Annotated in this window: 16 protein-coding genes; 11 read left to right on the top strand and 5 right to left on the bottom strand. The window is 64.8% G+C overall.

Annotated features, from left to right (window positions below; translation table 11 throughout):
- Positions 1-70: 70 nt before the first annotated feature.
- Positions 71-6,508 (bottom strand): non-ribosomal peptide synthetase, encoded by a 6,438-nt coding sequence (locus ABIA96_RS27685; RefSeq protein ID WP_354140206.1) that lies wholly within the window; start codon positions 6,506-6,508, stop codon positions 71-73.
- A gap of 136 nt (positions 6,509-6,644) precedes the next feature.
- Here ABIA96_RS27685 and ABIA96_RS27680 point away from each other — a divergent pair, with 136 nt between their 5' ends.
- The 3 genes from ABIA96_RS27680 (at position 6,645) to ABIA96_RS27670 (ending at position 11,946) form a co-directional block, all read left to right on the top strand.
- Positions 6,645-10,109, top strand: coding sequence for an ATP-binding protein (locus ABIA96_RS27680; protein ID WP_354140205.1), 3,465 nt, complete (start codon positions 6,645-6,647; stop codon positions 10,107-10,109).
- Positions 10,106-10,900 (top strand): protein-L-isoaspartate O-methyltransferase family protein, encoded by a 795-nt coding sequence (locus ABIA96_RS27675; protein WP_354140204.1) that lies wholly within the window; start codon positions 10,106-10,108, stop codon positions 10,898-10,900. Before ABIA96_RS27680 ends, ABIA96_RS27675 begins: the two co-directional genes overlap by 4 nt.
- Positions 10,901-10,995: 95 nt before the next feature.
- Positions 10,996-11,946, top strand: coding sequence for a DUF6492 family protein (locus ABIA96_RS27670; protein ID WP_354140203.1), 951 nt, complete (start codon positions 10,996-10,998; stop codon positions 11,944-11,946).
- Positions 11,947-11,949: 3 nt separating this feature from the next.
- Here the strand turns inward: ABIA96_RS27670 and ABIA96_RS27665 are convergent, their stop codons facing one another.
- Positions 11,950-13,017: an endo-1,4-beta-xylanase gene (locus ABIA96_RS27665; protein WP_354140202.1), complete on the bottom strand. Its 1,068-nt coding sequence runs from the start codon at positions 13,015-13,017 to the stop codon at positions 11,950-11,952.
- Positions 13,018-13,116: 99 nt separating this feature from the next.
- Positions 13,117-14,202 carry a glycosyltransferase family 1 protein gene (locus ABIA96_RS27660; RefSeq protein WP_354140252.1) on the bottom strand — a complete coding sequence of 362 codons (1,086 nt, stop codon included), beginning with the start codon at positions 14,200-14,202 and terminating at the stop codon, positions 13,117-13,119.
- Between the two features lie 289 nt (positions 14,203-14,491).
- On the opposite strand from ABIA96_RS27660, the gene ABIA96_RS27655 reads away from it, so the two are divergent.
- On the top strand, positions 14,492-15,928 hold the full coding sequence (locus tag ABIA96_RS27655) for a lipopolysaccharide biosynthesis protein (protein WP_354140201.1): 1,437 nt from the start codon (positions 14,492-14,494) through the stop codon (positions 15,926-15,928).
- A gap of 9 nt (positions 15,929-15,937) precedes the next feature.
- On the opposite strand, the gene ABIA96_RS27650 is transcribed toward ABIA96_RS27655, so the two are convergent.
- Both ABIA96_RS27650 and ABIA96_RS27645 read right to left on the bottom strand, forming a co-directional pair.
- Positions 15,938-16,672 (bottom strand): SDR family NAD(P)-dependent oxidoreductase, encoded by a 735-nt coding sequence (locus tag ABIA96_RS27650; protein ID WP_354140200.1) that lies wholly within the window; start codon positions 16,670-16,672, stop codon positions 15,938-15,940.
- 9 nt (positions 16,673-16,681) lie between these two features.
- The gene (locus ABIA96_RS27645) at positions 16,682-17,734 is read right to left on the bottom strand and encodes a LacI family DNA-binding transcriptional regulator (RefSeq protein ID WP_354140199.1); all 1,053 of its coding nucleotides are present in this window, start codon (positions 17,732-17,734) and stop codon (positions 16,682-16,684) included.
- A 192-nt stretch (positions 17,735-17,926) separates the two neighbouring features.
- On the opposite strand from ABIA96_RS27645, the gene ABIA96_RS27640 reads away from it, so the two are divergent.
- From ABIA96_RS27640 to ABIA96_RS27610, 7 genes are read left to right on the top strand one after another with little or no spacing between them, the layout of a single operon-like run.
- A complete protein-coding gene (locus ABIA96_RS27640; RefSeq protein WP_354140198.1) occupies positions 17,927-19,225 on the top strand; it encodes an ABC transporter substrate-binding protein in 1,299 nt (432 codons plus the stop codon).
- Positions 19,226-19,285: 60 nt separating this feature from the next.
- Positions 19,286-20,173 (top strand): carbohydrate ABC transporter permease, encoded by an 888-nt coding sequence (locus tag ABIA96_RS27635; protein WP_354140197.1) that lies wholly within the window; start codon positions 19,286-19,288, stop codon positions 20,171-20,173.
- Between the two features lie 4 nt (positions 20,174-20,177).
- Positions 20,178-21,005 (top strand): carbohydrate ABC transporter permease, encoded by an 828-nt coding sequence (locus ABIA96_RS27630; protein WP_354140196.1) that lies wholly within the window; start codon positions 20,178-20,180, stop codon positions 21,003-21,005.
- A gap of 7 nt (positions 21,006-21,012) precedes the next feature.
- Complete coding sequence (locus ABIA96_RS27625) at positions 21,013-22,017, top strand: zinc-dependent alcohol dehydrogenase family protein (protein WP_354140195.1); 1,005 nt, start codon at positions 21,013-21,015, stop codon at positions 22,015-22,017.
- 6 nt (positions 22,018-22,023) lie between these two features.
- The gene (locus tag ABIA96_RS27620; RefSeq protein ID WP_354140194.1) at positions 22,024-23,097 is read left to right on the top strand and encodes an ABC transporter ATP-binding protein; all 1,074 of its coding nucleotides are present in this window, start codon (positions 22,024-22,026) and stop codon (positions 23,095-23,097) included.
- The gene (locus ABIA96_RS27615; RefSeq protein ID WP_354140193.1) at positions 23,094-24,053 is read left to right on the top strand and encodes a sugar kinase; all 960 of its coding nucleotides are present in this window, start codon (positions 23,094-23,096) and stop codon (positions 24,051-24,053) included. The genes ABIA96_RS27620 and ABIA96_RS27615 overlap by 4 nt, the downstream gene beginning before the upstream one ends.
- Complete coding sequence (locus ABIA96_RS27610; protein ID WP_354140192.1) at positions 24,050-25,087, top strand: tagatose 1,6-diphosphate aldolase; 1,038 nt, start codon at positions 24,050-24,052, stop codon at positions 25,085-25,087. Before ABIA96_RS27615 ends, ABIA96_RS27610 begins: the two co-directional genes overlap by 4 nt.
- Positions 25,088-25,107: the final 20 nt, after the last annotated feature.

Below are 25,107 nucleotides of genomic sequence, written 5' to 3'. Positions count from 1 at the left end.
ATCAAGATGCAACTTGATCACTCACAGCTTTGGCGAGTGAAACCAGCGTTCGGCGTGGGCTAACAGCCGGTCATGCCGCCCGGCGGGCGAGCAGCCGATCGAGCGGCGTATTGGGCTGGGTGATGGCGGCCCCCAGCAGCGCGACAAGATCTTCCATCCACGCGCTGACCATAGCGCCGTCGAGCAGCTCGTCCTTGTAGTTGCACGAACCTGTGATCCCGGTCGGACGCTCCTTGAGCATCAGCGATAGCCAGGTCTGGTCGACCGGCAGCACTGGCTGGCCCTCGCGCGCGACGTTTCCGATCGATCGCACCGCGACATTGGGCAGGTCGAGCGGCTGGCGCAGTGGATTTTGCAGAGTGAAATAGACCTGGAGCAGCGAAGCCGGATCGATGCCCTCCTGCTCCAGATGGTCGGCCAGGATGTTGAACGGCAGCTCCTGCCGCGCATGCGCGTCGAGCACGCTTTGGCGTACGCGCCCTAAGGCCTGCGTGAACGACAGATCCGACGTGATTCGGCTGCGGACGATCACCGTGTTCTCGAACGGGCCGACGATCCCTTCGGTGTCCGGCTGGGCGCGATTGGCCATGGCGGTCGCGACCGAGATGTCCGTGCGCCCGGTCCGCGTCAGCAGCAGGGTCTTCAGGCCGGTGAGCAGGCCCATGAACAGCGTGGCGTTGTGCTGTCGCGCATAGGCCGTGAGCCGGGCAACCAGGTCGTGCTCCAGGCTGAGAGGATGATGGCCGGTCGACGCGCCCGGGCGTGCATCCCCCTCAAACAGGGCGGCCGCATCGCGCAACGTCTCGGTCCAGTCGGCGGCCTGGCGGCGCGCCGCCTCGGTGCCGCACCACCAGCGCTGCCAGCGTGCGACGTCGGAGAACGCGAGCGGCAGCTTTTGCAGGGATGCCGACGGATGGCCCGCCAGCGCGGCGTAGCGGTTGGACAATTCCTCGAACAGCACGCCGATCGACCAGCCATCGGCGATGGCATGATGCAGCGTCAGCAGCAGGATGTGATTCTCAGGGTGAAGGCGCAGCAGCCGTGCCCGCAACAGCGGCGCCCGGGCGGCGTCAACCGGGGTGTACGTCTCCTGCGCGATCAGGAGCTCGATCTTCCTGAACTCGAGCGCCTTGCGGTGCTTGTTGTTGTGGGGCCGCCCGTCGCCGATGGTTTCGACGGTCAGGACCGGATCGAGTGTGGCGGGCGCGATAATGCGGCTGACCGGCTCCGCGCCATCCCAGCCAAAAGCCGTCCGCAGCGATTCGTGGCGGCGCACGATGTCGTCGATGGCCTGCGCCAGCCTGCGCGGATCGATCGGGCCTTCGAGGTGGAAAGCGAAGGGCAGGTTGAACAGCGGCAGATCGGGCAGGTTCTGCTCGATCCGCATCATCTGGTCTTGCGCAATCGAAAGTGTGAGTGGTCCGTGGTCGGCCAGGCGTGGGACGCCGGCCGCAGGTTTTTGCGGTTTCGTGGCCACGGCCTCGTCGACCCGCCGGGCGAGCTGTTCGATCGTCGGCGCCTCGAAGATGGTCTTGATGGGCAGCGAGACCCCGAGCGCACGGGCCACGCGCGCCATCGCCTGTCCCGCCAGCAGCGAATGGCCGCCGAGGTCGAAGAAATTGTCGGTGACGCCGAGGCTGACGACCTTCAGCAGATCGATCCAGATGTCGGACAGCACCTTTTCGGTGAAGCGGCGGGCCGGCACGGCGGCTTCCGTCCCGGCGGTCTCCGGTTGCGCGGGCGCCAGCAGGGCGGAGCGATCAAGCTTGCCGTGGGCATTGAGCGGAGCCTGATCCAGGAACAGGAAGGCCGACGGGATCGCATGAACAGGCAGCCGGCTCTTGAGGAAGTCGCGCAGTTCGCTGGCGCTAATCCGGCTGCCCGATTTGGCAACGACATGGGCGATCAGCCTGACATCGCCATTGGCGTCGCGTCGCGCCTCGACGATGCCGGCGCGCACGCTTGCGTGGTCGCCGAGTGCTGCCTCGATCTCCCTGATCTCGATGCGATAGCCGCGGACCTTGACCTGAAGGTCGGCGCGGCCGAGGCATTCGATCGTCCCGTCGGCGCGGCGGCGGGCAAGGTCGCCGGTGCGGTACAGCCGGCTGCCTTCCCGGCGCGCGAACGGATCGGGGATGAAGCGCTGCTGGCTCTGGGCGGGATCGTTGATATAGCCGCGGCCGACGCCGGCGCCGCCGATGCAGAGCTCGCCGACCATGCCGATCGGCTGCGGCTCCAGATTCGGGTCGAGCACGTAGAGCTGGATATTGGGCAGCGGCGCACCAACGGGGACGTTGATCGTCGTCGCATCCGGCGCCTTGATCAGCCGATGCAGGGAGACGTCGTCGGAACATTCCGAGGCGCCATAGGCGTTGATCAGAGGCACTTTCGGGCAGCGGGCGAACCAGGCGCGGCAGAGATCGACCGGTAGCGGCTCGCCGGTCGAGATCAGCAGCCGCAGTTTTGCAAAGGCGCGCAGCATAGGCGCCTCGTCCATCCGTTCGAAGATCACGCGGAGCAGAGAGGGGACGATCTCGAGCACCGTGATGCCCTCGCGTTCGATCTCCCGCGCCAGCAGGATCGGATCCTGCACGACCGAATTGCCGCAGACATGGACGCGCGCGCCGACCATGGGAGCGGCGAGGAACTGCCAGACCGAGATGACAAAGCTCTGCGGCGCGGTCTGTGCGATCACGTCCTTGGCTGTGAGGCCAAGCTCGGAAATGAGCGACGCCAGATGGTTCGACAGCCCGCGCTGCTCGATCATGACGCCCTTGGGCGCGCCGGAAGAGCCGGACGTATAGATGAGATAAGCGAGGCTTGAGCCTGCGCGCCGAGCCGCACGGGCAGGCTTGGTCGATTCCAGCGCGATTGCGTCCTCGAACTCGGCGACCTGGATGCGCGCGACGAGCGGCTCGAGCAACGCGTCGACCATGGCAGCCTGCGCGCGACCCGTCAGCAGCACGCTTGCGCAACTCGATCCGAGGATGGTTGCGAGCCGCGCGGGCGGCTGCTCGGGATCGAGGTTCAGGAAGGCCGCCCCTGCGCGCTGTACTCCAATCATCGCGGCGAGCAGGTCGGGCCCTCGCTCCGCCAATAAGGCGACTACGCTCTCGGCGCCGATGCCTTCGCGGGCAAGCCAGCGCGCGATCGCCTGGCCGCGGCGCGCCAGTTCGCGATAGCTCAGGGCCAGACGTCCATCGGATATCGCCACGGCATTCGGCGTCCTCTTCGCCTGCCGCTCGAAGCGTTCGCAGAGATTGCCGCGCGTCGTGAAATTTGCGGTCGTGCCCTTCGTCGGCAACCGCCGGCGTTCCGCGTCCGTCAGCAGCGGCAGGCGCGAGATGCGCTGCTCGGGGTTGGCGATGACCGCCTTGAGCAGGGTCTTGAACTGATCTGCCATGCCCTCGATCGTCACCGCGTCGAACAGGTCGGCTGCGTATTCAAAGAAGCCGGTAAAGCGGCCCTCGGCCTCGACCAGCTCGAGCGTAATGTCGAAGCGTGCGACTTCTGGGTCGATCTCCAGCCGCCGCGTCGACAGGCCCGGGAAGCGCGCCGCCTCGATCGATGCGTTCTGCAGGATGAACATGATCCGGAACAGCGGATTGCCGTCGCTCCGTCGCGCGATCTGCAACGCGCGCAGGACTTCCTCGATCGGAAGGTCCTGGTTGCGATAGGCATCGAGCGTGACCTGTCGTACCCGCCGCAGCATCTCACCGAAATTCGGGTCGCCGCCGAAATCGTTGCGCAGGATCAACGTGTTCGCAAACAGCCCGATCAGCCGCTCACTCTCGATCTGGTTGCGGTTGGCAATCAGCGAGCCCGTCGCGACATCCTCATGTCCGGTATGGCGGAACAACAGACACTGGAACACCGCGAGCAGCGTCATGAAGGGCGTCACGCCCTGATCCTGGCTTAGCGCGCGAACGTCGGCCGAAAGGGTCTTTGAGAACTCGAAATAGTGACGGGCGCCGTGACCGCTCCAGACTTCAGGCCGCGGCCGATCAGTCCGCAGCGGCAGCGTGGTGACGCCATCGAGCTGGGTCTTCCAGTAATCGAGCTGCTCTTTTGCTGCTGGTGTCTGCGCCCAGCTCTGCTGCCAGCGCGCAAAATCGCGATACTGGAAGCTGGGCGACGGCAGTGCCGTCGTGCTCCTCTTGCGAGCCGCGGAATATCCGGCGGCGAGCGCCTCCCAGAACAACCGCTGCGACCAGCCATCGGTGACGAGATGATGGATATTGACCACCAGGGCATGGCTGGACTCGTCGAACGAAAGCAGCGTGACCTTCAGCGGCGGCTCGCGGGCGAGATCAAAAGGATATTGCGCCAGCTTGAGCGCCTCGCGCCTGACGACCGCAACGCGGCGGCGCGACGGGCAGGGCTTTAGCTTGATCCGCTCGAATTGGGGTGGCGATTGCAGCACAAGCTGCACAGGTTCGCCCTCGCGTTCGACGAAGACCGAGCGTAGCGCCTCGTGACCCGCGCAGATCGAAGCCAGGCCCGACTGAAGCGCGGCGATGTCGACCTGCCCCTTGAGCAGCGCGACTTCGACCACGTTATAATTGTAGCGCGTCGGATCGAGCCGCGAGAGCACATACATCCGCTGCTGCTGGAACGACAGCGGCGCCTCTCCCTCAGAGGCGGCCTGGCGCCATGCCGGCAGCGTCATATCGCGATGCGTGGTGATCTCCAGCCGGGTCGCAAGAGCCCCGACCGTGGCGCAATCAAAAATGTCCTCGAACGAGAAGTCGACGTTGAAGCGCTCGCGCAGGCGCGAGCGCATCTGCGTGACCGCGAGCGAGTCCGCGCCGAGCGCAAAGACATCCTGATCGACGCCGACCTGCGGAAGTTCCAAAAGATTGGCCCAGATCTCGGCGAGCTGGGTCTCCAACGCATTGCGCGGCAGTTGCGTCTCTTCGTCATCATAGGACGCCGAAATCAGCTCGGCCAGCGCGTTGCGCTTGACCTTGCCGCTGGCGCCCTTTGGCAGCGCCGTCACGCCGCGGATCAAGCTTGGCACCTTGTAGGCGGCGAGACGTTTACGCGCGAACTGGCGCAGCTGGTCGGAGGTCGTCTCGGAATTTTCCCGCAGCACCACGACGGCGGCGACGTTCTCGCCGAGCTTGGCGTGGGGAACGGCGAAGACACCGGCTTCCAGCACCGCCGGGTGGGCCAGCAGCACCTCTTCCACTTCCAGCGGCGACACTTTCTGGCCGCCGCGGTTGATGACGTCCTTGATGCGGCCGACGATGAAGAGATAACCGTCGGCATCGAGATAACCGAGATCGCCAGTTCGGAACCAGCCGTCGCGAAACGCGGCCTGCGTCGCCGCCTCGTCATTGTAATAACCGCGGCTCATGTTCGGTCCGCGCAGCATGATTTCGCCACGCTCGCCGCTTGCAAGCGCGCGGCCGGTCTCGTCCATGATGGCGATCTCAGGACCTGCGGCGCGGCCGACCGATCCGATCTTGCGCAGCTCGAATGGATTGGCCGCAATCTGCGAGGTCGCTTCAGTCATGCCGTAGGTTTCCAGCACGGGCACGCCGAACATTGTCTCCAGCCCGTTGAGGATCGCGGGCGCAAGCGAGGACGAGGCCGAGCGGATCACGCGCAGCGATGACACCCGGGCGCGCTCCGGATTGGCTTCCGCGGCCGTCAGCAGCGCGCGATGAATGGTCGGCACCGCCGTGTACCAGGTCGGCTGCAGATCCCGCATCCAGCCGAAGAAGGATGGCGCGTCGAAACCGCCGGTCACGATCACGCTGGAGCCCGCTGCCAGCGCAGTCAGGAGACCGGAGATCAGGCCATGGGCGTGAAACAGCGGCAGCGCATTCAGCAGGCGATCGTGCGATGTGAGCGACAGCACGCGGCCGGCGTTTTGCGCGGAGAGACACACATTGCGATGCGTCAGCGGTACCATTTTCGGCCGCGCCGCCGTGCCCGACGTCAGCAGGATGAACGCGTCATCCTCATCGCGCGCGGCGCCGCTTGAGCTGGCCGGACCGATCGTCGGCCCGATGAACTCGCAGCCGCCGAGATCCGTCGCCGGTCCCGGCACGAAGTCGATCACCGCGATATCAAGCGCCCTGGCGACGTCGCGACTCGCTGAGTTCGTGTCGGCGCGCGTGACCAGCGCCGTCAGCTTCAATTCGCTGAAATAGCGTTGCAGCTCGTCTGCGGTCAGATCGGGATTGACGGGGACGCAGGCGCAGGTCGACGCGACGGCGATCAGAGCCAGCGCGCTGTCGGCTCCGCGCGGCAGTGCAACAGCAATCCGGTCGGCAGGCGCGATGCCCAGCCCGCGGAGCGTGCGGAGCAGGTGCTCGATCCTGGTGCCGAGCGCACCATAAGTCAGAGGCGGCCGGCCAGGGGCGAGCAGGGCGGGCGCAGCCGGTGTCGTTCGCGCGTGAAAGGCGAGAAGGCCGCCGATATCGGCAAAGGTCTTGGTTTCGGCGCTCGCGCCGTCCGATCCCTCCGTCGCCCCGAATGCAATCCGCGACAATGCCATTCCCTTTTGATCTGATTGGGCTATTCTTCCCAAGAGTTAGGGAACGCGTCCAGTCTGAGGTGAAGTTTTGGCCCCAAAATCTGTGGTTGAGGGACCTTAAGCCCTTCGGCGGGGAGAGTGTCGGGGCGGGATCACCATGCTGGAGAAAGAGCCGGGGACGGACGTCGGGTTGAAGCGTTGGCTCGAAGGCATTGGTCTCGGCCACTACACCGATCTATTCGCGCAACACCGCCTCGATCTCGACGTCATGGGAGACCTGACCGAGGCTGATCTTGCCGAGCTCGGATTGCCGCTCGGCGATCGCAAGCGGCTGCAGCGGGCGACCGCATCGCTGTTCCAGGCCGAGACGGCGGAGGCGCCGGTGGCGCCGGCGCACCCGCCGACCCGCACCGAGGTCGGCGCCGAGCGGCGTCAGCTCACCACCATGTTCTGCGACATGGTCGATTCCACCGCGCTCTCCGCCCAATTCGATCCGGAAGACGTGCGAGACATGATCGCGAGCTTCCGCGAGACCTGCGTGCGTGTGGTCAAGCATTACGAGGGCTTTGCCGCCCGCTTCGTCGGCGACGGCATTCTGGTTTATTTCGGCTATCCGACCGCGCATGAGGACGATGCCGAGCGCTCGGTGCGCGCCGGGCTCGAGATCGTGCGGGTGCTTTCGACGGCGCGCGCGATCGAGCCGCGCGGCGCGCTCAGCCACGCGCCTGCCGTCCGCATCGGGATCGCGACCGGCCTCGTCGTGGTCGGCGACCTCGTCGGCCAGGGTACCGAAGAGCGCGACTCCGCGGTCGGCGAAACCGTCAACCTTGCCGCGCGCCTGCAAGCGCTGGCGCCGCCCAACGGCGTGGTGATCTCCTCCTCGACGCAATCGTTGCTGAAGGGGAAGTTCGACTACCGCAATCTTGGCGCCCACGCGCTGAAGGGCATCTCGGAGAAGACCCATGCCTGGCACGTCGTGCGCGCCACGCGGGTGGAGACCCGCTTTGCGGCCGCCATGGGCACGCGCCTGACCCCGCTCGTCAACCGCGAGGAGGAAATCGCGCTGCTGATGGGGCGCTGGCAGCAGATCAAGGAGGGCGACGGCCAGGTCGTCGTCAAGTTCGGCGAGCCCGGCATCGGCAAGTCGCGCATCATCCAGGAGATCTTTGAGCGGATCGCAGGCGACCGCCACGGACAGGTCTCGTTCCAGTGCTCGCCCTATTACACCTCCACCGCTTTCTATCCGTTCGTCGAGCAGCTCAAATTCTTTCTCGGCCTCGATCGCGAAGATGCGTCCGCGCTGTCGCTGGCGAGCCTGGAGAATGCGATTGCCGCCGCCCACGGCGAGATCGAGCAGGTGGCGCCGTTGTTTGCCGCGCTGCTGTCGATCCCGACCGGCGAGCGCTATCCGCCGCTCGACCTATCGCCGCAGCAGCAGAAGGATGCGACCGTCGCAGCGCTGGTCAACCACTTCCTGGGCCTCGCACGCGAGATGCCGCTGGTGATGGTCTTCGAGGATCTGCACTGGATCGATCCGACCTCGCGCGAGGTGGTCGACGTCCTGGTCGACCGGGTGCAGAACCGCTCGATCCTCGCCATCATCACCGCGCGCTCCGAATTCCAGCCGAGCTGGAACGCGCATTCGCACATTACCACCCTCGTGCTGAACCGCCTGAGCCGGCCGTTGCGCGCGACGCTGGTCGAGCGGGTCGCCGGGCGCGAGCTGCCCAAGGAGGTCATCGAGGAGATCATCGTCAAGACCGACGGCGTGCCGTTGTTCCTGGAGGAACTGACCAAGACGGTTCTCGAATCCAACCTCCTGACCGAGCGGCATGGCCGCTACGTGCTGTCTGGCCCGTGGCGGCAATTGGCGATCCCGGCGACGCTGACGGACTCGCTGATGGCGCGCCTCGACCGGATGGGGCCGTTCAAGCGCATCGCGCAGATCGGGGCCACGATCGGTCGCGAGTTCTCCTACGAGACCCTGCATGCGGTCGCCAACACGCCGGCGGAGCAGATCGAGGCGGCGCTGACGCATCTGGAGGAGGCGGGCCTGATCATGCGGCGCGGCCATCCGCCCGACGCGCTCTACTCCTTCAAGCACGTGATGATCCAGAACGCGGCGCATGCCAGCCTGTTGCACAGCGAGCGGCGCAAGCTGCATGCGAGCATCGCCCAAGTGCTCGCCGAGATGTATCCGGAGAAGACCGAACGCGAGCCGGAGTTGCTCGCCCACCATCTGACCGAGTCCGGTCAGAGCGAGGGCGCGGCGAGCTTCTGGCTCAAGGCCGGCAAGCAGGCGGCCAAGAGCGGCGCCAATCTCGAGGCGATCGGCCATCTGCGCCGGGGTTTGAGCGTCGTGCAGGCCAATGCCCGTATGCAGGGCGCCGACGAGATGGAGCTCGAGCTGCGGATCGCGCTCGGCAACGCGCTGATCGCCGCCAAGGGCTACGCGGTGCAGGAGGTCGAGGAGAACTACATCCGCGCCCTCGAACTCGGCCAGCAGCTCGACGACGATGAAAAGGCCTTTGCCGCCACGCGCGGTCTCTGGGTGTGTCATTTCATTCGCGCCGATCTCACCCGCGCGCATGATCTCAGTGTCGAATTGTTGAAATTCGCCAAGCGCGAGCGGCTGAACGAGCAGGCGCAGCCGGCGCAGCAGACTGGCTATCTGATCGAGGCGCACCGCTCGATCGCGATGACCATGCTCTATCGCGGGCGCTTCGCCGCCGCGCAGCATCATCTGCATCGTTGCATCGATCTCTACAGCCCTGATCTGCACTCCGACCTGATGGAGCGGCACGGCACTGACCCCGGCGTCGTCTCGCTGTCCTATCTCGGCTACCTCCTCTGGTTCCTCGGCCAGCCCGACGCGGCGCGCCAGCACAGCGAGCAGGCGATCCTGCATGCGGAGAAGATCCGTCATCCTTTCTCGCTCGCTTTCGCGTTGGTGTTCGGCGCCTATCTCTGCCAACATCTGCGCGATATCGAGGGCACGCGCGATCATGCCAATCGCGCCTTGATCATCGCCACCGAGCACAATTTCCTGCACTGGAAGCAGCAGGCCACGATCCTGCGCGGCTGGGCGCTGGCCCAGCTCGGCGAGGCCGATGAGGGCATTAGCCAGATGCGGTTCGGCCTTGACGAATATGAGGCGATGGATTCCTGGCTCGCCGGCTGCTGGTTTCGCTGCCTGCTCGCGGAGGCCTACGCCAAAGTCGGCATGCGCGATGCCGCCTTGCGCGCGCTGGACGGTGCGCTCGCGACCGCAAGGCGGACCGGCGATCACTCCTACCTCGCCGAGGTCTATCGCCTGCAAGGCGAGATCACCTTGTCGGATGGCAATCCGGCCTCGGTGCAGGAGGCCGAAGATCTGTTCGGCCTGTCGTTGGAGACGGCGCGCAAGCAGGGCGCGTTGTCCTGGGAGCTCAGAACTGCCGTGAGCCTCGCGCGGCTGTCGCACGACACCGGCAAGCGCGAACACGCAAATCTGTTGCTCGTGCCGATCGTCGGCAAGTTCAACGAGGGATTCCTGACGCCCGACCTGAAGCAGGCCATGCAGCTCGTGCATGAGCTCGGCGGCGACACGCCCGTCCGTCAGCAGGCCGATTCGGTGAAATGAGCGATCTGCCCGCCGCCCGTGCGCGCTACGTCGAGTTGATTGCGAAACGGGAACGACTCTCCTCGCCGCGCCTGCTTGCAGCCCTGGCGGCGGTGCCGCGCGAAAACTTTCTGGCGAAGGGGCCCTGGCGCATCAAGAGCGAGGCGGCGCGCAGCTACCGGTTGACGCCTGACGCCGACGCCGTCCATCTCTACGACAATGTGCTGGTCGCCATCGACGCGCGCCGCAAGCTCGACACCGGACTGCCGAGCCTGTGGGCGCATTTCATCGACGTTCTCGACGTCCGGGAGAAGGACCGCGTGGTCCAGATCGGGTGCGGGCTCGGCTATTTCTCGGCGATCCTGTCAGAGATCGTAGGCCCGAAGGGTTGGGTGGAGGCCATCGAATGCGACGCGCGGCTTGCGGCGCGCGCTGCGAATTACCTTCGCGCCTATCGGAATGTCGAGGTTATCAACGGTGACGGCTGCCGCGACATCGGCGAACCGGCCGACGTGATCATCGTGCATGCCGGCTTCTCGCATCCGCATCCGCTCTGGCTTGCCTCGCTCCGCCCGCGCGGCCGTTTGCTGGTGCCGCTGACGCAACGGGACCGCGAAGGGGCCGCCCTCAAGATCACGCGCAAAGGCAAGGGTTTCGAGGCCGAGGCTGTGCAGCAGATCCGCATCTTTCCCGGTCAGGGTCGCGGGGTGACTGCGCTCGACGACCGCGTCGCTGACTGGTGGCAGCGGGCATCGTCGCTGGCGCCGCTGCGGTTTCGCGGCATCGCGCAGGGGCTGCCGTCGGATGGCTAACGATTCGTTTCATTTTACCTTGATTGCGAATCGAAGTTTCCAACGTCTGCCATCGCTTGTATGACTCCAGATTAATGGCCATTTGAGCACGCATCATGCATTCCGTTGCCCTGCTGACCGCCAGCTACGCCAAGGATATCGAGCGCTTTTCGCTGCTCAGCGAGAGCATCGATACCTGGTTGACGGGTTACACGCGGCATTATGTTCTCGTTAACGATGAGGACGTGCCGCTGTTCGAGCGGTTCGCGTCCGACAAGCGCGTCATCGTTCCGGCCTCGCGTTACCTGCCGAAATGGCTCTGGGCGCTGCCGCCGTCGCTCCAGTTCATCAGCAATCGCCGTGTCTGGCTGTCGCTGCTGTCGTTGCCAGTGCACGGTTGGCACATCCAGCAAATCCTGAAGATCGCCGGCGTGCTCAATGCGCCGGAGCAGCGCGTCTGTATTCTCGACTCGGACAATCTGTTCTTCCGCGAGTTCGATGTCAGCCAATATGCCGGCGCGGAGAAGACGCCGCTGTTCGTCACGCGCAAGGGGATCGACGCCGACCATCCCCTGCACGTGCTGTGGCTCCGCACCATCGATCAGCTTCTCGGTATCAAGGAGCGTTCGTTCCCGGCGGACGACTATGTCGGCAACGCGCTGGTCTGGGACAAGGATGCCGCGCGCGCGATGACCGATGCCATCAAGTCGGCGACGGGCTTGAGTTGGGCCTTAGCGCTGTGCCGGAAGAAGAAATTCTCCGAGTATCTGCTCTATGGAAACTTCGTCGCGAACTCGCCGGAGCAATTGGCGCGACACCGGGTGACGGAAGACAGCATTGCCGTCTCGCATTGGGACGATACTCGCCTCGACCGTCAGGCAATCGAGGCGCTGATATCTGCCGCATCCCCTGAGCAGGTCGCGCTCTGCATCCAGTCCTATTCGTCGACGTCGATCGACGATATCCGCGACGTCTTCCGCCTGAATTCGCGCGACCGCCGCGGTCCTAGCCTGTCTCCCGACCACATGGGCGACACGACCGCTTTCGAGACGCCTAAAACGCGCTAGACTTCACACGTCCTTCGTGAACTTGCTGATCACATCCATGAAGGGCTTCGGCTTGAACTCGCCGTCGAGCGGCAGCGGACGGTTCGGCTGCTTGTCCTTGCGGGCGAAGGTGCCGTTGATCCAGCTGTAGCGGTCGGAAATGCCCCAGGTCAGGATCGAGCGCACCGGCCCGCTGGTCGAAATCGCCGTCAGGAGGTCGTCGACACGTTTGGCGACGATGGCATCGCGCTCCGAGGGACTTCCAGTCAGCTTCTGATCGTCGACGTCGAGCTCGGTGACGTAGACCTCCAGGCCCCACGCTCGGAGCTCGGTGACGAATTCCGCGAGCCCGTGGGTGTCGATCTCGAGCTCGGCATGCAGATGCGATTGCAGGCCGACCGCGTGCAGGGGCACGCCCTGGTCGAGCAGATCCATGATGAGGTTGCGGTAAGCCGCGCGCTTGGCGATGAAGGAGTCCTTTGCCGACTCGATGTCGTATTCGTTGATCGCGAGCTTGACGTACGGATCGGCTGCGGCCGCGGTGCGGAAGGCGAGCGGAATCCAGCTTTGACCGAGATGCTGGGTCCAGAACGTGTCGCGCCGATCGGTGACGCTTTTGGGATTGTCGGGGATGGGCTCGTTGACGACGTCCCACGAGGTCAGCTTGTCCTTGTAATAGGACACGACGGTGTTGATGTGATCGACGTAGGCGCGCTCGACGCCTTTCGAATCCTGGATCTGCTTGGTCCAGTCCGGAATGTCATGATACCAGGCCAGCGCGTGTCCGCGCATGGTCAGGTCGTTCTTCTGCGCGAAATCATAGATGGCATCGGCGCGCTCGAAGGCGAAGGTGTGCGCATCCGGCCGCAGCATTGGCCATTTCAGCTCGAGCACCGGCACCACCTGCGTGCAATAGGTGCTGATGGCCTCGCCGAGCCGCGGATCAGCCTGTAGGTCCCAGAGCGTGGCGGCGGCCCCATAGCCCGGACGGCGCTGCGCAAGTTTCGACACCGGCAATGCTGAAGCCGATGCGCTCGCCGCGAGCGTTGCGGCGCTGCCGAGAAGAAATTCGCGTCTGTCGAGCTTGATCACGTGGCGGTCGTCCTTATCGGAACCAACGCGCCAATGTACCAAGCGACGCCTTGCGACGCCGCGGTTTCCTGTTGTTGGGTTAACTTTTACGGAGGAGCGTCAGCGCGCGTGACGCTGCATCGCCACCTCAGCGATCTCGTAATAGTGAAGCGCGCCCTTTTCGAGCGTCAGATGGTTCATCACATAATCGCGAGGTGCGAAGTCGCCCGCGCTGACATGCGACCAGAAGTCGCTCCAGCCGGACACGAAGCCGTTCGCGTCGATGAACGTGCTGCCGCAACGTGCGTCGAAATAGGGCACCGAGGACACGCCGCCCTCATATCTCACTTTGTCCGGAAAATACTCGGGGTCCTGCCACGGCCCGCCGCGATCCCAGGCGAACACGGGGACGCCGCTCGACAGCGCCTGCTGGTAGGCGATGCCCTGGCTCTCGTGCTCGCAGAGGAAGACCATGCCGCGGCAGCGCGCCAGCGCCGCCTTGTAGTCGTCTTCCTTGTAATGGCCGTAGCGGATCACTTCGACCGTGCGGCCGCTCGCTTCGAGATGCCCGCGGATCGGTTCGATCAGTTCGCTTTCATAATGGTCGTGTTCCCAACGCACCTTGTCGTAAAGCAGCACGTCGACACTCTTCTGCGTGGCGGCGGTCTCAGTCCACAAATCGGTTTCGATGCCGACCGGCCAGACCTTGACATGCGGCCAGTACGGTCTGCACATCTCTGCATACCAACTGCAGGGCACCAAAATCGTCTTCTTGTGCAGGTCTTTCAGATGCGCAGGCGCATCCACCGGATGGTTGTACATGGCGACACCGAGCAAAAGCGGGTTTTGCCACGCGAACCAGTCGAGCACGAAGGGACGCCCGATGATGCAGGCAAGCTCGTCGGGGTGCTTGCGGATGTAGCCGTAGTCGTTGACGCGGTAGCGGATGCCGACCCTGTCGAGGCCGGCGCAGAGATTGAGGAACACGCGCCGCTGGCCGCTGACCCAGGATTGGCCGAGCAACATGCGCCGCAGCAGCGGCCGGATGCGACGATCGCCCGGAAACCAGCGGTCATCCCGCTCCTCGAAGAACAGGTTGAGTGTCATCCGCTCGCCCCCGTCCGCGGGGGCCGCCGGAACCAGGGACGCATCCGTCCCGCCATGGGGCAGGGTCGGGTTTGCCTGCATACGTTCGGCAACGTCCATCTTGGTCACGTCCACGCATCAACTGGAGGTCGGGCGACCTCTTGAAATCATGGTTTCTTTTCGGTGATCCCGGCGGTCCGTTCAAGGACAGGGCAAATTTAACGCTAACGCGCGAAATCCGTGGACCCGCCCCATTCGGCGGCCGATTTGCAGACTTATGTGACACTCTTGGAAGATGCTGCGGCGCAGTCCGATCGCCAGATCCTTGATGGTCACGCCTTTGATGCCAAGCCAAGGTCCAACTGATTAACGGCCGCTCGATTTCAAAGGCCGCCGGTCCCGTGCACGCATGCTGAATCGCCATTTCTCCATCTATCTCGTCGCCTACATCCTGCCTGCGGCGGTTGGCTTCTTCGCGGTCACCGCCTACACGCGGCTGCTGACGCCGGCGGAGTACGGTGTCTATATCGTCGGCATCAGCATCGCCGGCATTCTAGGCGCGATCTTCTTCGCCTGGATCAAGCTGTCGGTCTCGCGCTATCAGGCGATGTCGGCCGAGGTGGATTTTCGCGGTACGGCGATGGTTGCCTTCGCGCTGACCGTCCTCGCCATGTGCGCCGCAACGCCGCTGGTGTTCCTGTTTCGCGGCGACGTCAGTATCGAGCTGGTTATCGCCAGCATGTTCGTCGCGATCATGTCGAATGCGGTCGATGTCGGCCAGGAATTCGAGCGCGCCAAGCTGCGCCCTTATCGCTTCGCGGCGATCTCGATCGTGCGTAGCGTGTCGAGCGTCGGCTTCGGTCTGCTCGGAATCTGGCTCGGCTGGGGCGGCATGGGCCTGCTCGCGGCATTCGGGCTGGGTTCGCTCACCGGCATCATCCTCAATCTCGTTGGCGACCGCACCAGGATCGCGCCTTTTCAGCGCAGCCAGTTCATGCAGCTGGCGCGTTACGGCCTGCCGCTGACGCTGGCCGGGCTCTCGGTCGCGCTCTATTCGACCAGCGACCGGCTCATCGTTGCGTGGCTGCTCGGCAAGGACGCCGCCGGCATTTTTGGCGTCGCCGCCGACCTGCCGCGCCAGTTCATGGTCATGATCGCCTCCAGCGTCGCCGCGGCCACCGTGCCGCTGGTGTTCCGGTCGCTGTCGGAGAAGAACGATGAGACGACGCGGGAGCGGTTGACGGAAAGCCTCGAGCTGCTTCTCGTCGTCGTCGCGCCCGTCGCCGTCTGGTTGGCGCTCGCGGCGGATCAGGTCGCCGGCACGCTTGTCGGTGTCGATTTCCGCGCCGGCGTATCGGCGCTGTTGCCGATCCTTGTGCTCGCTCGCTTCTTCGGCATCGCCAATCAGTTCTACGTGCAGATCAGCTTCCAGCTTGCCGAGCGGCCCTTCATGCTGGCGGCACAGTCGTTCCTCACGCTGGTTGTCGGTGTGGCGCTGATGTTCGCGCTGGTCGCGGGCTACGGCATCTATGGCGCGGCGCTGGCGACGCTCGCAACCGAGGCGATCGGCTTCGTCGTTGCCGTCGCGCTGATGCATCGTGCCCATCCCGTGCCGTTCGACGTCAACCGGCTCGCCGGCGTCGCCGCTTCCGCTGCGGCAATGGCGAGCGCGATCCTCGTCGCGCGGTCGCAGGTCAACGGCACCGGCTTCGTGGCGCTGATCGTCGTCAGTCTCGCAGGCGGTCTCGCTTACGTCGCCGCGGCGTGGCTCTTGAACGTCGCGAACGTGCGGACATTGTCGCTGCGCTTCCTGCGGACGTTCAACCGCAAGGCGCTGGGCGTCTAGGTTCGCGCGCTACCCGGCCAGAAACCCGCCATCCACCGCGACGACGGTGCCGGTCGCGTATTGCGACGCCGGCATGCAGAGGAAGGCGACAGCACCGGCAATGTCCTCCGGCTGTCCCCAGCGCTTGAAGGCGGTTCGGTCGGCGATGCGCTGATGATGCGCCAAATCAGAGCGGCCGGCAGCGTTGATCGCGGTTTCGATATAGCCGGGTGCAACGGCGTTGACGCGGACGCCGTCCTGGGCCCACTTCAAGGCGAGCGCCTTGGTCAACATCACGACGCCGCCCTTGCTGGCGCAGTAGGCCGGGATTCGCGGCAGCGCCAGCGTCGCATTCATCGAGGCGATGTTGACGATCGAGCCTTTCGTCGCCGCAAGCAGTGGGTGAAACGCCATGCAGGTCCGGAACGTGCCGGCGAGATTGACGTCGATCACCTTCATGAAGGTTTCGATTTCGAATTCCTTGTCGCGGGCGAGAATTCCGGCGCAATTGACCAGCGCGTCGACGCGCTTGTGTCGGCTTGCGAAGGACGTGACGGCCGCGTCATCGGTGACGTCGAGCGTCGCGAGCGTGAGGCCCGCACGCGCCTTGAGCAGCGTGCGGCCAAGATCGGCCTCGTTCGCGCCGGTTGCCGTGACCGTGGCGCCGAGATCGCAAAACTGGTTGCTGATCGCAGCGCCGATGTCGCCGGCGCCTCCGATCACGACAGCATGAAAGCCGGGCGCGAGAGAGAAATTCGAACTCATGGGAGGGTCTCACTTCAGGGATTTCGGAGGTGCAGCCGTCGACTCGCGAACCACCAGCGAGAAGTCGATCTCGCGATGCATGATGTTCTGCTCGCCGGCGAGGCTGCGCACCAGATATTCGCCGGCGCGCTGCCAGGTTTCTCCGGTCGGAACGTGGATCGTGGTCAGGCTTGGCCGCAAATGGCGGCTCCAGTCGAGGTCGTCGAAGCCGACGACCGACAGATCGCGCGGCACGGAGAATCCGTCGCGCTCGGCCTCGAGCAGCACGCCATACGCGATGACGTCGTTGCCGCACACCACGGCTGTCGGGCGATCTTTAAGGTTCAGGAGATAGCGCGCCGCCTCGCGCGCGTCGTCCAGCGTATAGGGTACTTCGACATGCCACTGCGGGGGAAGTTCGAGGCCGCTTTCCGTCAGCGCGCGGCGAAAGCCGGCGACGCGGGCGCTGGCGCGGTCGTTGTTGCGCTGGAGCGCCGAGACAATCCCGATGCGGCGATGGCCGAGCTCGATGACATGCGCAGCAGCGCGATGCGCAGCGGATTCGTTGTCGGTGCCGACACAGGGATAGGGCCGGTCAGGCTGGTAGATGCCGACGTTGATGAAGGGCACGGCGTTGTCGGCGAGCAGTTTTCGCAAGCCGTCGTGATGGCAATCGCCGCGCAGCACAAGGCCGTCGACACCGCGGCTGATGAGGTTGCGCGCCTGCTGCAATTCGACGTCGAGATCGTAGCCGCTGGTGGTGAGGAACAGCATGTATCCGACCGAGGACAGATACTGCTGCAGCGAGGCGATGCCGCGGGCGAACATCGTGTTGTCGATCGTCGGTATGATCGCGCCGAGGGTGCGCGAGCGACGTGAGGACAGGATGCGTGCCGGCGCGTGCGGGATGTAGCCGAGCGCGTCGATGGCCAGTTCGATGCGCGCACGCAGGGACGGACTCACGGCACCGGGATTGTTGAGGGCGCGCGAGACCGATGCGGTCGAAACGCCGGCGCGCGCCGCTACGGCGCGGATGCCCTGTTTCACAGACTTGTTCTCAGCCTTGGCGTTGATCAGTCCCATGAATGTAACGTTACATCCTGCAGCACAAACCGCATGGTAGCGGCAATGTCGCAAATCTGCCGTAGATTGTGCGCCTTGTCCATCGCTTGACTCCGCAGATGTGAGGTCTATTTTGTAACCGTTTTCAGATGCTGTTCAAACGTGTTCAAAATGGTCCGCCAGCTTAAGGCGGCCAGCCGGGAGGAGAATTCGATGAAGGCCAGGATGCTCGCGACGCATGTCGCGTTGCCCGTTCTCGCGATTGCCGCCAGCGCGCAGGCACACGCGGCCGATTTCGACTGGATGAAGTTCAAGGGCAAGACCGTCACCTTTCTCGCCAACAACAATCCGGTCTCGCAGGCGCTGCTGACCTACAAGGCTGATTTCGAGAAGCTGACCGGCATGACCCTGAAGGTCGACGGCTATCAGGAACAGCAGATGCGCCAGCGTCTGGTCACCGTCATGAACGCCAATAGCGACGAGGTCGACGTCTTCATGACGCTGCCTTCGCGCGAGGGCGAGCAGTTCGCCGCCGCCGGCTGGTACGGCGATCTCACCGCGATGGCCAGGAACGATGTGGCCAAGGACTACGACCCGGCCGGGCTCAGCCAGGCGCTGCTGAAGGCCGCGACCTTCGGCGGCAAGCTGACCAGCATGCCCATGAACATCGAAGGCCCGATCTTCTATTACCGCACCGACATCTTCAAGAAGTGCGGCCTCGAGGCGCCGAAGACCATCAAGGACGTCGAGGCTGCTGCCGAGAAGATCAAGACCTGCGACAGCGCGGTGACGCCGTTTGTCTCGCGCGGCCTCAAGCCCGCGGTCGCATATACCTTCAGCAACATGCTGCACAATATCGGCGGCAGCTACATCGCGAACGGCAAGTCGAACCTCTGCTCGGCCAAGGGCAAGGAGGCGCTCGACACCTATAGCCGGCTGCTGCGCGACTTCGGGCCGCCCGGCGTCGTCAACTACAGCTTCCAGCAGATTTCGGCGCTCTACCGCAGTGGCCGTGCCGCGATGGCGTTCGAATCGTCAAATGAACTGCGCACGGTGATGGACGGCGGCGCGCGCCTGAAGGACACCGGCCTGTTGCCGTTCCCGGCAGGCGATGCCGGCCAGGTGCCGACCACGATCGGCTGGGGCATGGCGGTGTCCTCGCACAGCAAGCAACCGGATGCGGCCTGGTACTTCGTGCAATGGGCAACCAGTCCCGAGGTACAGAAGAAGATGGCACTCCAGGGCATTGCGCCGCCGCGGCCGTCGGTTGCCAAAGATCCCGAGTACCGCAAGTGGATCGACGAGGAGCCGGTTCGCAAGGAATGGCAGGCCGCGCTCGACGTGCTCGCGACCAAGGGCTCCTCCGAGGTCGGCTATCCCATCGTCGCGAACCCTGAGTCGCGCGAGTTCATCGGCCAGGCGGTGCAGGACCTGATCCTGAAGCAGAAGCCGATCGACCAGGCCTGCGCGGATGCCGACAAGGCGCTCGATGCGCTGATCGCCCGGAAGTAGCGCCTTAACGCCGGCAGGCGTGCTGCCTGCCGCCACCTCACTCCTCAAGGAAACGGATGCATGTCGGACACGGCTGCGACACTCACGCAGGACCGGCAGAAGCTGGAGATGGCGGCGCTCTCGGCGCCGGCCGTGATCTTCACGGTCGCGATGATCGCGTTTCCGGTCGTGTACACGATCTGGCTCGGCTTCCAGACCTTTTCTTCGACCGGCAAGCAGTCCTTTGCGGGCCTCGCCAATTATTCGAAGCTGATCTCGGATTACGAGTTCTGGCACGGACTGTGGATCACCATCGCGCTGTTCGCGCTGTCGCTGGCGCTCCAGCTCGTCTTTGGGGTCTGGCTGGCACTGGTGCTGTTCCACGCCAAGCGGCTCCCGGGCCTCGTGCGCTCGCTGTTCATCTCGCCTTTCATGATGCCGCCAGTGGTGGCCGGCATGATGTGGCTCGTGATCCTCGATCCCTCGCTGGGTGCGGCCAACTATATCCTCCAGTCGTTCGGCCTGCCGCCGTCGGATTGGCTGGCCTCGCCGACATGGGTGATTCCGACCGTCGCGCTGATCGACAGCTGGCAGTGGACGCCCTACGTCGCCCTGATCGTGCTGGGTGGCCTGCAATCCCTGCCGCCGAGCGTCTACGAGGCCGCGCAGATCGACGGCGCGTCTCCGTTCAAGACGTTCCAGCGCATCACGCTGCCGCTGCTGCTGCCGACCATCGTCACCGCGGCGATCCTGCGCAGCGTCGATCTCCTGCGCTTCTTCGACATCATCTACATCACGACCCAGGGCGGTCCCGGCAACGCCTCGAACACACTCAACATCTATGGCTTCCGGGTCGGCTTCGAATTCTTCAACATCGGCTATGCCAGCGCCCTGATGCTGACGCTGACGGCGATCGTGTTCGGCGCCGTGCTCGCCTTCAACCGCCTGCGCGGCGCAGTGGCATGGTGATGTCATGAACGATGCAGCCAATACCGACCGCTGGATCCGCTGGCTCAACACATTGCAGCTCGTGATCGCCGGCGTGCTCATCATGGCGCCGACGGTCTGGATGGTGCTGTCCTCGTTCAAGCCGTCGTTCGAGGTCACGGCCTATCCGCCGACGCTGATCTTCTCGCCGACGCTCGACAACTATGTCGAGCTGACCAGGACCACGCCGTTTCTGAGCTACGCGCTCAACAGCCTCATCGTCACCGTCGGCTCGACCGCGCTGGGCTTGCTGTTTGGAATCCCCGCCGCCTTCGCCGTCTCCTGGACGCGCATTTCGTGGCCGGCGATCCTGACGCTGGCGGCGCGCATGGCGCCCGGCACTCTGTTCCTGCTGCCGTGGTACGTCATGTTCCGGCAAATCGGCCTGATCGGCTCTTACACCGCACTGATCCTCAGCCACGCCGTGATCACGCTGCCGATCGTGATCTGGGTTTTAATGCCGTCGTTCGACGGCATTCCGCGCAGCGTGTTCGAGGCCGCGCAGGTCGACGGATGCAGCGTCACACGCATCCTCTGGCGCATCGCGCTGCCGCTGGTGGCGTCCGGTGTCGCCGTGTCGGCGATCCTCGCCTTCGTGTTCTCGTGGAACTACTTCCTGTTTGCGCTGGTGCTCTCCAATGGCGACACCAAGACGCTGATCGCGGCGGCCTTCAACTTCATCGGCGAAGGCTCGACGCAGTGGGGCGCCCTCATGGCGGCTGCGACGCTGATCGCGTTGCCGCCGCTGGTACTGGCCGCCCTGGTTCAGCGCTGGCTGGTGTCCGGACTGACGCTCGGCGCAGTGAAAGGCTAGGTATCAGATGAACGTATCTCCCCGTCCGAACTCGATCATGCAGGCCGCGGTCTTCCACGGCAACGACCGCATCACCATCGAGCGCGTGGCGATGCCGGACGTCGGCACAGGCGAGGTGCTGGTGCGCGTTTCGCGCACCGCGCTGTGCGGCTCGGACTTCAAGCTCTGGCACAAGGGCGCCGAATTCACCGCCGGCCACGAAATTTTCGGCGTAGTCGAGCAGCCGGGCCACCGGCTGGATGGCCGTCGCTGCGCCGTCTACATTCCCTTGCACTGTGACCACTGCGCGGCCTGCAAGCGCGGCGATACGCAGATGTGCCTGGAGGTCTCCAGCCTGATCGGTTGGAACAGGCCGGGCGGCTACGCCGAATATGTGCCAGTGCCGGAAAACTGCCTGCTGCCGGTGCCCGACGACGTTGAGGACAGCCTCGCGCCGCTGCTGCTCGACACCATCGGCACATCGGGCCATGCCGTGCGCTTCGTCAGCCGTGTGGTGCCGCCGGGGGACGCGGGGCCGGTCCTCGTGATGGGCGCGGGGCCCGTCGGCCTCGGCGTCGTGCTGGCGCTCCGTGCACTCGGCTATCACGACATCCATGTTGCCGATCCGAACACAACGCGGCTGAAGATCGCGCAATCGTTCGGCGCAAAGGCTCATCCGGTCGGCGACACGTCGAAGCGCTTCGCCCTGATCATGGAATGCTCCGGCGCCCATGCGGCGCGCAACCTCGGCATCGAGCTGGTGCTGCCGCGCGGCGCGCTGGTGCTGGTCGGCGAAAACGCCGCGCCCTGGACCATCGAGGAAGGCAAGGTGTTCCGCCGCAAGGACTTTTACATGATCCGGACCTTCTACTTCCCGGTCTCGGATTTCGAGCCGAATGTCGAGCTGCTACGCAAGTACAAGGACGAATACCGCGTCCTCGTCGACGGCGAGTTCGCCCTGCAGGCGCTGCCTGATAATTTCGCCCGCTTCGCCAAGGGCGAGTTGATCAAGCCCGTGCTGGCGCTGGACTGAGCGATCATGGCCTCGATCTCGATCCGCAACCTCACCAAACGCTACGGGAATTTCACCGTGATCCCCGATCTCAATCTGGAGATCGCGGACCATGAATTCGTCGTCTTCGTCGGCCCGTCCGGCTGCGGCAAGTCGACCTTGCTGCGGATCATCGCCGGGCTCGAGCCGATTTCGTCGGGTGATCTCTATATCGGCGACAAGCGCGTCAACGGCGTTCAGGCTGCGCAGCGCGACATCGCGATGGTGTTCCAGGATTACGCGCTCTATCCGCATATGCGGGTCTACGACAACATGTCGTTTGCGCTGGAGCTGCGGGGAACGCCGAAGGCCGAGATCGATGCGCGGGTGAAGCGCGCGGCAGCCCTGCTGCACATCGAGCCTTATCTGGACCGCAAGCCGAAGGAGCTTTCCGGCGGACAGCGCCAGCGCGTCGCCATGGGCCGTGCCATCGTGCGCAATCCCAAGGCGTTCCTGTTCGACGAGCCGCTGTCCAATCTGGACGCAAAGCTGCGCGGGCAGGTCCGTGCCGAGATCAAGGCGCTGTCGCAGGAGCTGAAGACCACCATGGTCTTCGTCACCCACGACCAGATCGAGGCCATGACCATGGCCGACCGGATCGTGGTGCTCCAGAGCGGCACGATCCAGCAATACGACACGCCGGAGACGGTCTACGAGCGGCCGGCCAACCAGTTCGTTGCGGGCTTCATTGGCTCGCCCGCGATGAATTTCTTTCCGGTCGACTGGCGCGAGGAGCGCGCGATCCTCTCGCAAGGCGGCACGGCGGTGCCGTTGGACGGTGAAACCGCGAACCGTCTGCGTCAGGCTGGTAACGCCGTGCTCGGCATCCGCCCTGAGCACTTTGCCGTTGCCGCTGATGGAGCCGATGGTATCGCGATCGACGTCAAGCTGGTCGAGCCGCTCGGCTCGGATACGCTGATCCATTTCGATCTCGCCGGCGTCTCTGCCATCGCGCGGGTCGATCCGTCGCTGCGGCCGAAGGTCGGCGACCGCCTTACGCTACGCCCGCAACCGGGCAAGACGCATCTGTTCGATGACGCCAATGGGCAGGTTTTGCGGTGAGCGCATCGGTCGGCATTGGAGATATCTCGGCCCTCGCGAACGTCGCGTCCAGGGCGAAGCCCGTGCACGTGATCTGCCTCGGGCTCTCGGCGCTCGATCAGGTCTGGCGTGTCGATCGTCCCTTCGCGGGTGGAAGCGAGAAGATCAAGGCTGTCGAATACGGCACGCTTGGTGGCGGCATGGCCGCCAATGCGAGCGTGGCGGTGGCAAAGCTCGGTGCGTCCGTCGCGTTCTGGGGGCGGGCAGGGAATGATGCCGCCGGCCATGAGATGAAATCGGCCTTCACCGCTGAAGGCGTCGATGTCGATAACTTCCGGCTGTTTCCCGACGGCCGCTCGTCGGTGTCCGGAATCATCGTCGACAGTTCTGGTGAGCGACAGATCGTCAATTTCCGTGGCCTCTACCCGGAGGCCGCAGACTGGCTTCCGCTGGAATCCGTCGCGCGCGCATCCTCCGTGCTGGCGGACCCGCGCTGGGTCGAGGGCGCCGCGACGCTGTTCCGGGAAGCGCGATCGCGCGGCGTCGCGACGGTGCTCGACGGCGACGTGGCCGACGCCGAGGTGTTCGAGCGGCTCCTGCCGCTGACCGACCACGCGATCTTCTCCGAGCCCGCGCTCGCATCCTTTGCCGGTTCGGCCAAGGATGAGTCTCTGGCAGCCCTCGCGCGCTTCGGTTGCCGCGTCATCGCTGTCACCCGCGGCGAAGGCGGCGTGAGCTGGCACGAGAACGGCCAGCTGCACCGGCAGGCTGCCTACGCCGTCGATGTCGTCGACACCACAGGCGCGGGCGATGTCTTTCATGGCGCCTATGCGCTGGCGATCGGCGCCGGTCTCGACGTGCGCGCCGCCATGGCGTTTTCGGCGGCGGCCGCCGCCATGAAATGCCGCCGCGCCGGCGGCCGCAACGGAATCCCCACCATCAACGAGTGTCTTGTATTCATGAGGACGACGCCATGAGAACGATTGGAAAGAACCGCGGCCTGGCACGGCTTGCTGACGCGGATGGCCACTTTCGCATGGTCGCGCTGGATCAGCGGCCGCCCTTGTTCGATGCCATCGCGAAAGCAAAGGGCATCACGCGGGACCAGGTCCAATATTCCGACGTCACGGCGGCGAAGCGCCTCCTGGTCGAGAATCTCGCGCCGCATTGCAGCTCGATGCTGTTCGACCCGAATTTCGCGGTCCCCGCCGCGATCGATCTGCTGCCGCCGCGCTGCGGCCTGATCATGACGCTGGAAGAGCATCGCGTCGAGGAAACCGCGGCCGGCCGCAAGTCGCGTGCGATCACCAATTGGAGCGTCGAAAAAATCCGCGCCATGGGCGGCGATGCCGTCAAGGTGCTGGCCTGGTACCGGCCGGACGCCGATGCGGCCGTGAACGAGCACCAGAAGCGTTTTGTGCGCGAGATCGGCGAAGACTGCGCCCGCCACGACATTCCCTATGTCCTGGAGCTGCTGGTCTACCCGTTCCTCGGCAGTGCCAATCACACCGCCGACTACGTGGAATCGCCCGGCAAGCTGCCCGGCCTCGTCATCGACAGCGTGCGCGAGTTTGCCAAGCCGGAGTATTGCGTCGATCTCCTCAAGCTGGAGAGCCCGCTTGCGGCCAACAGCCTGCCGGCCCGTGATGGCGGCGCTGAAGCCAAGGCTGCGCAAAGGGAGTTCGACGCGATCGGCGACATCTGCCGCGAGCGGAGCATCCCCTGGGTGCTGCTGTCGGGCGGCGCTGCGCCGGACAAGTTCGAGCGGGTCCTCGACTACTCCTATGCTGCAGGCGCCAGCGGCTTCCTGGCGGGCCGCACCATCTGGCTCGACGCCGTCCTGAAGAATTTCCCGGACCGCGCGGCGGTGTCGGCCAGCCTGCGCAAGGATGGCCTGAATGTGCTGGAACGGCTCAATCAGCTGACGACGGCCAAGGGTACGCCCTGGAAGGCGCGCTTTCCGGTATTCACTGATATCAAGCAGGAGGGTGACTTCGCGCGCGCCTACTGAGATGGTAGCGGCTCCGCGTG

It is taken from the genome of Bradyrhizobium sp. LB11.1, assembly GCF_040549385.1.
Taxonomy (GTDB): domain Bacteria; phylum Pseudomonadota; class Alphaproteobacteria; order Rhizobiales; family Xanthobacteraceae; genus Bradyrhizobium.
The sequence above is the reverse complement of the archived record's forward strand: the minus strand, read 5'-3'. Positions and strand labels throughout refer to the sequence as shown.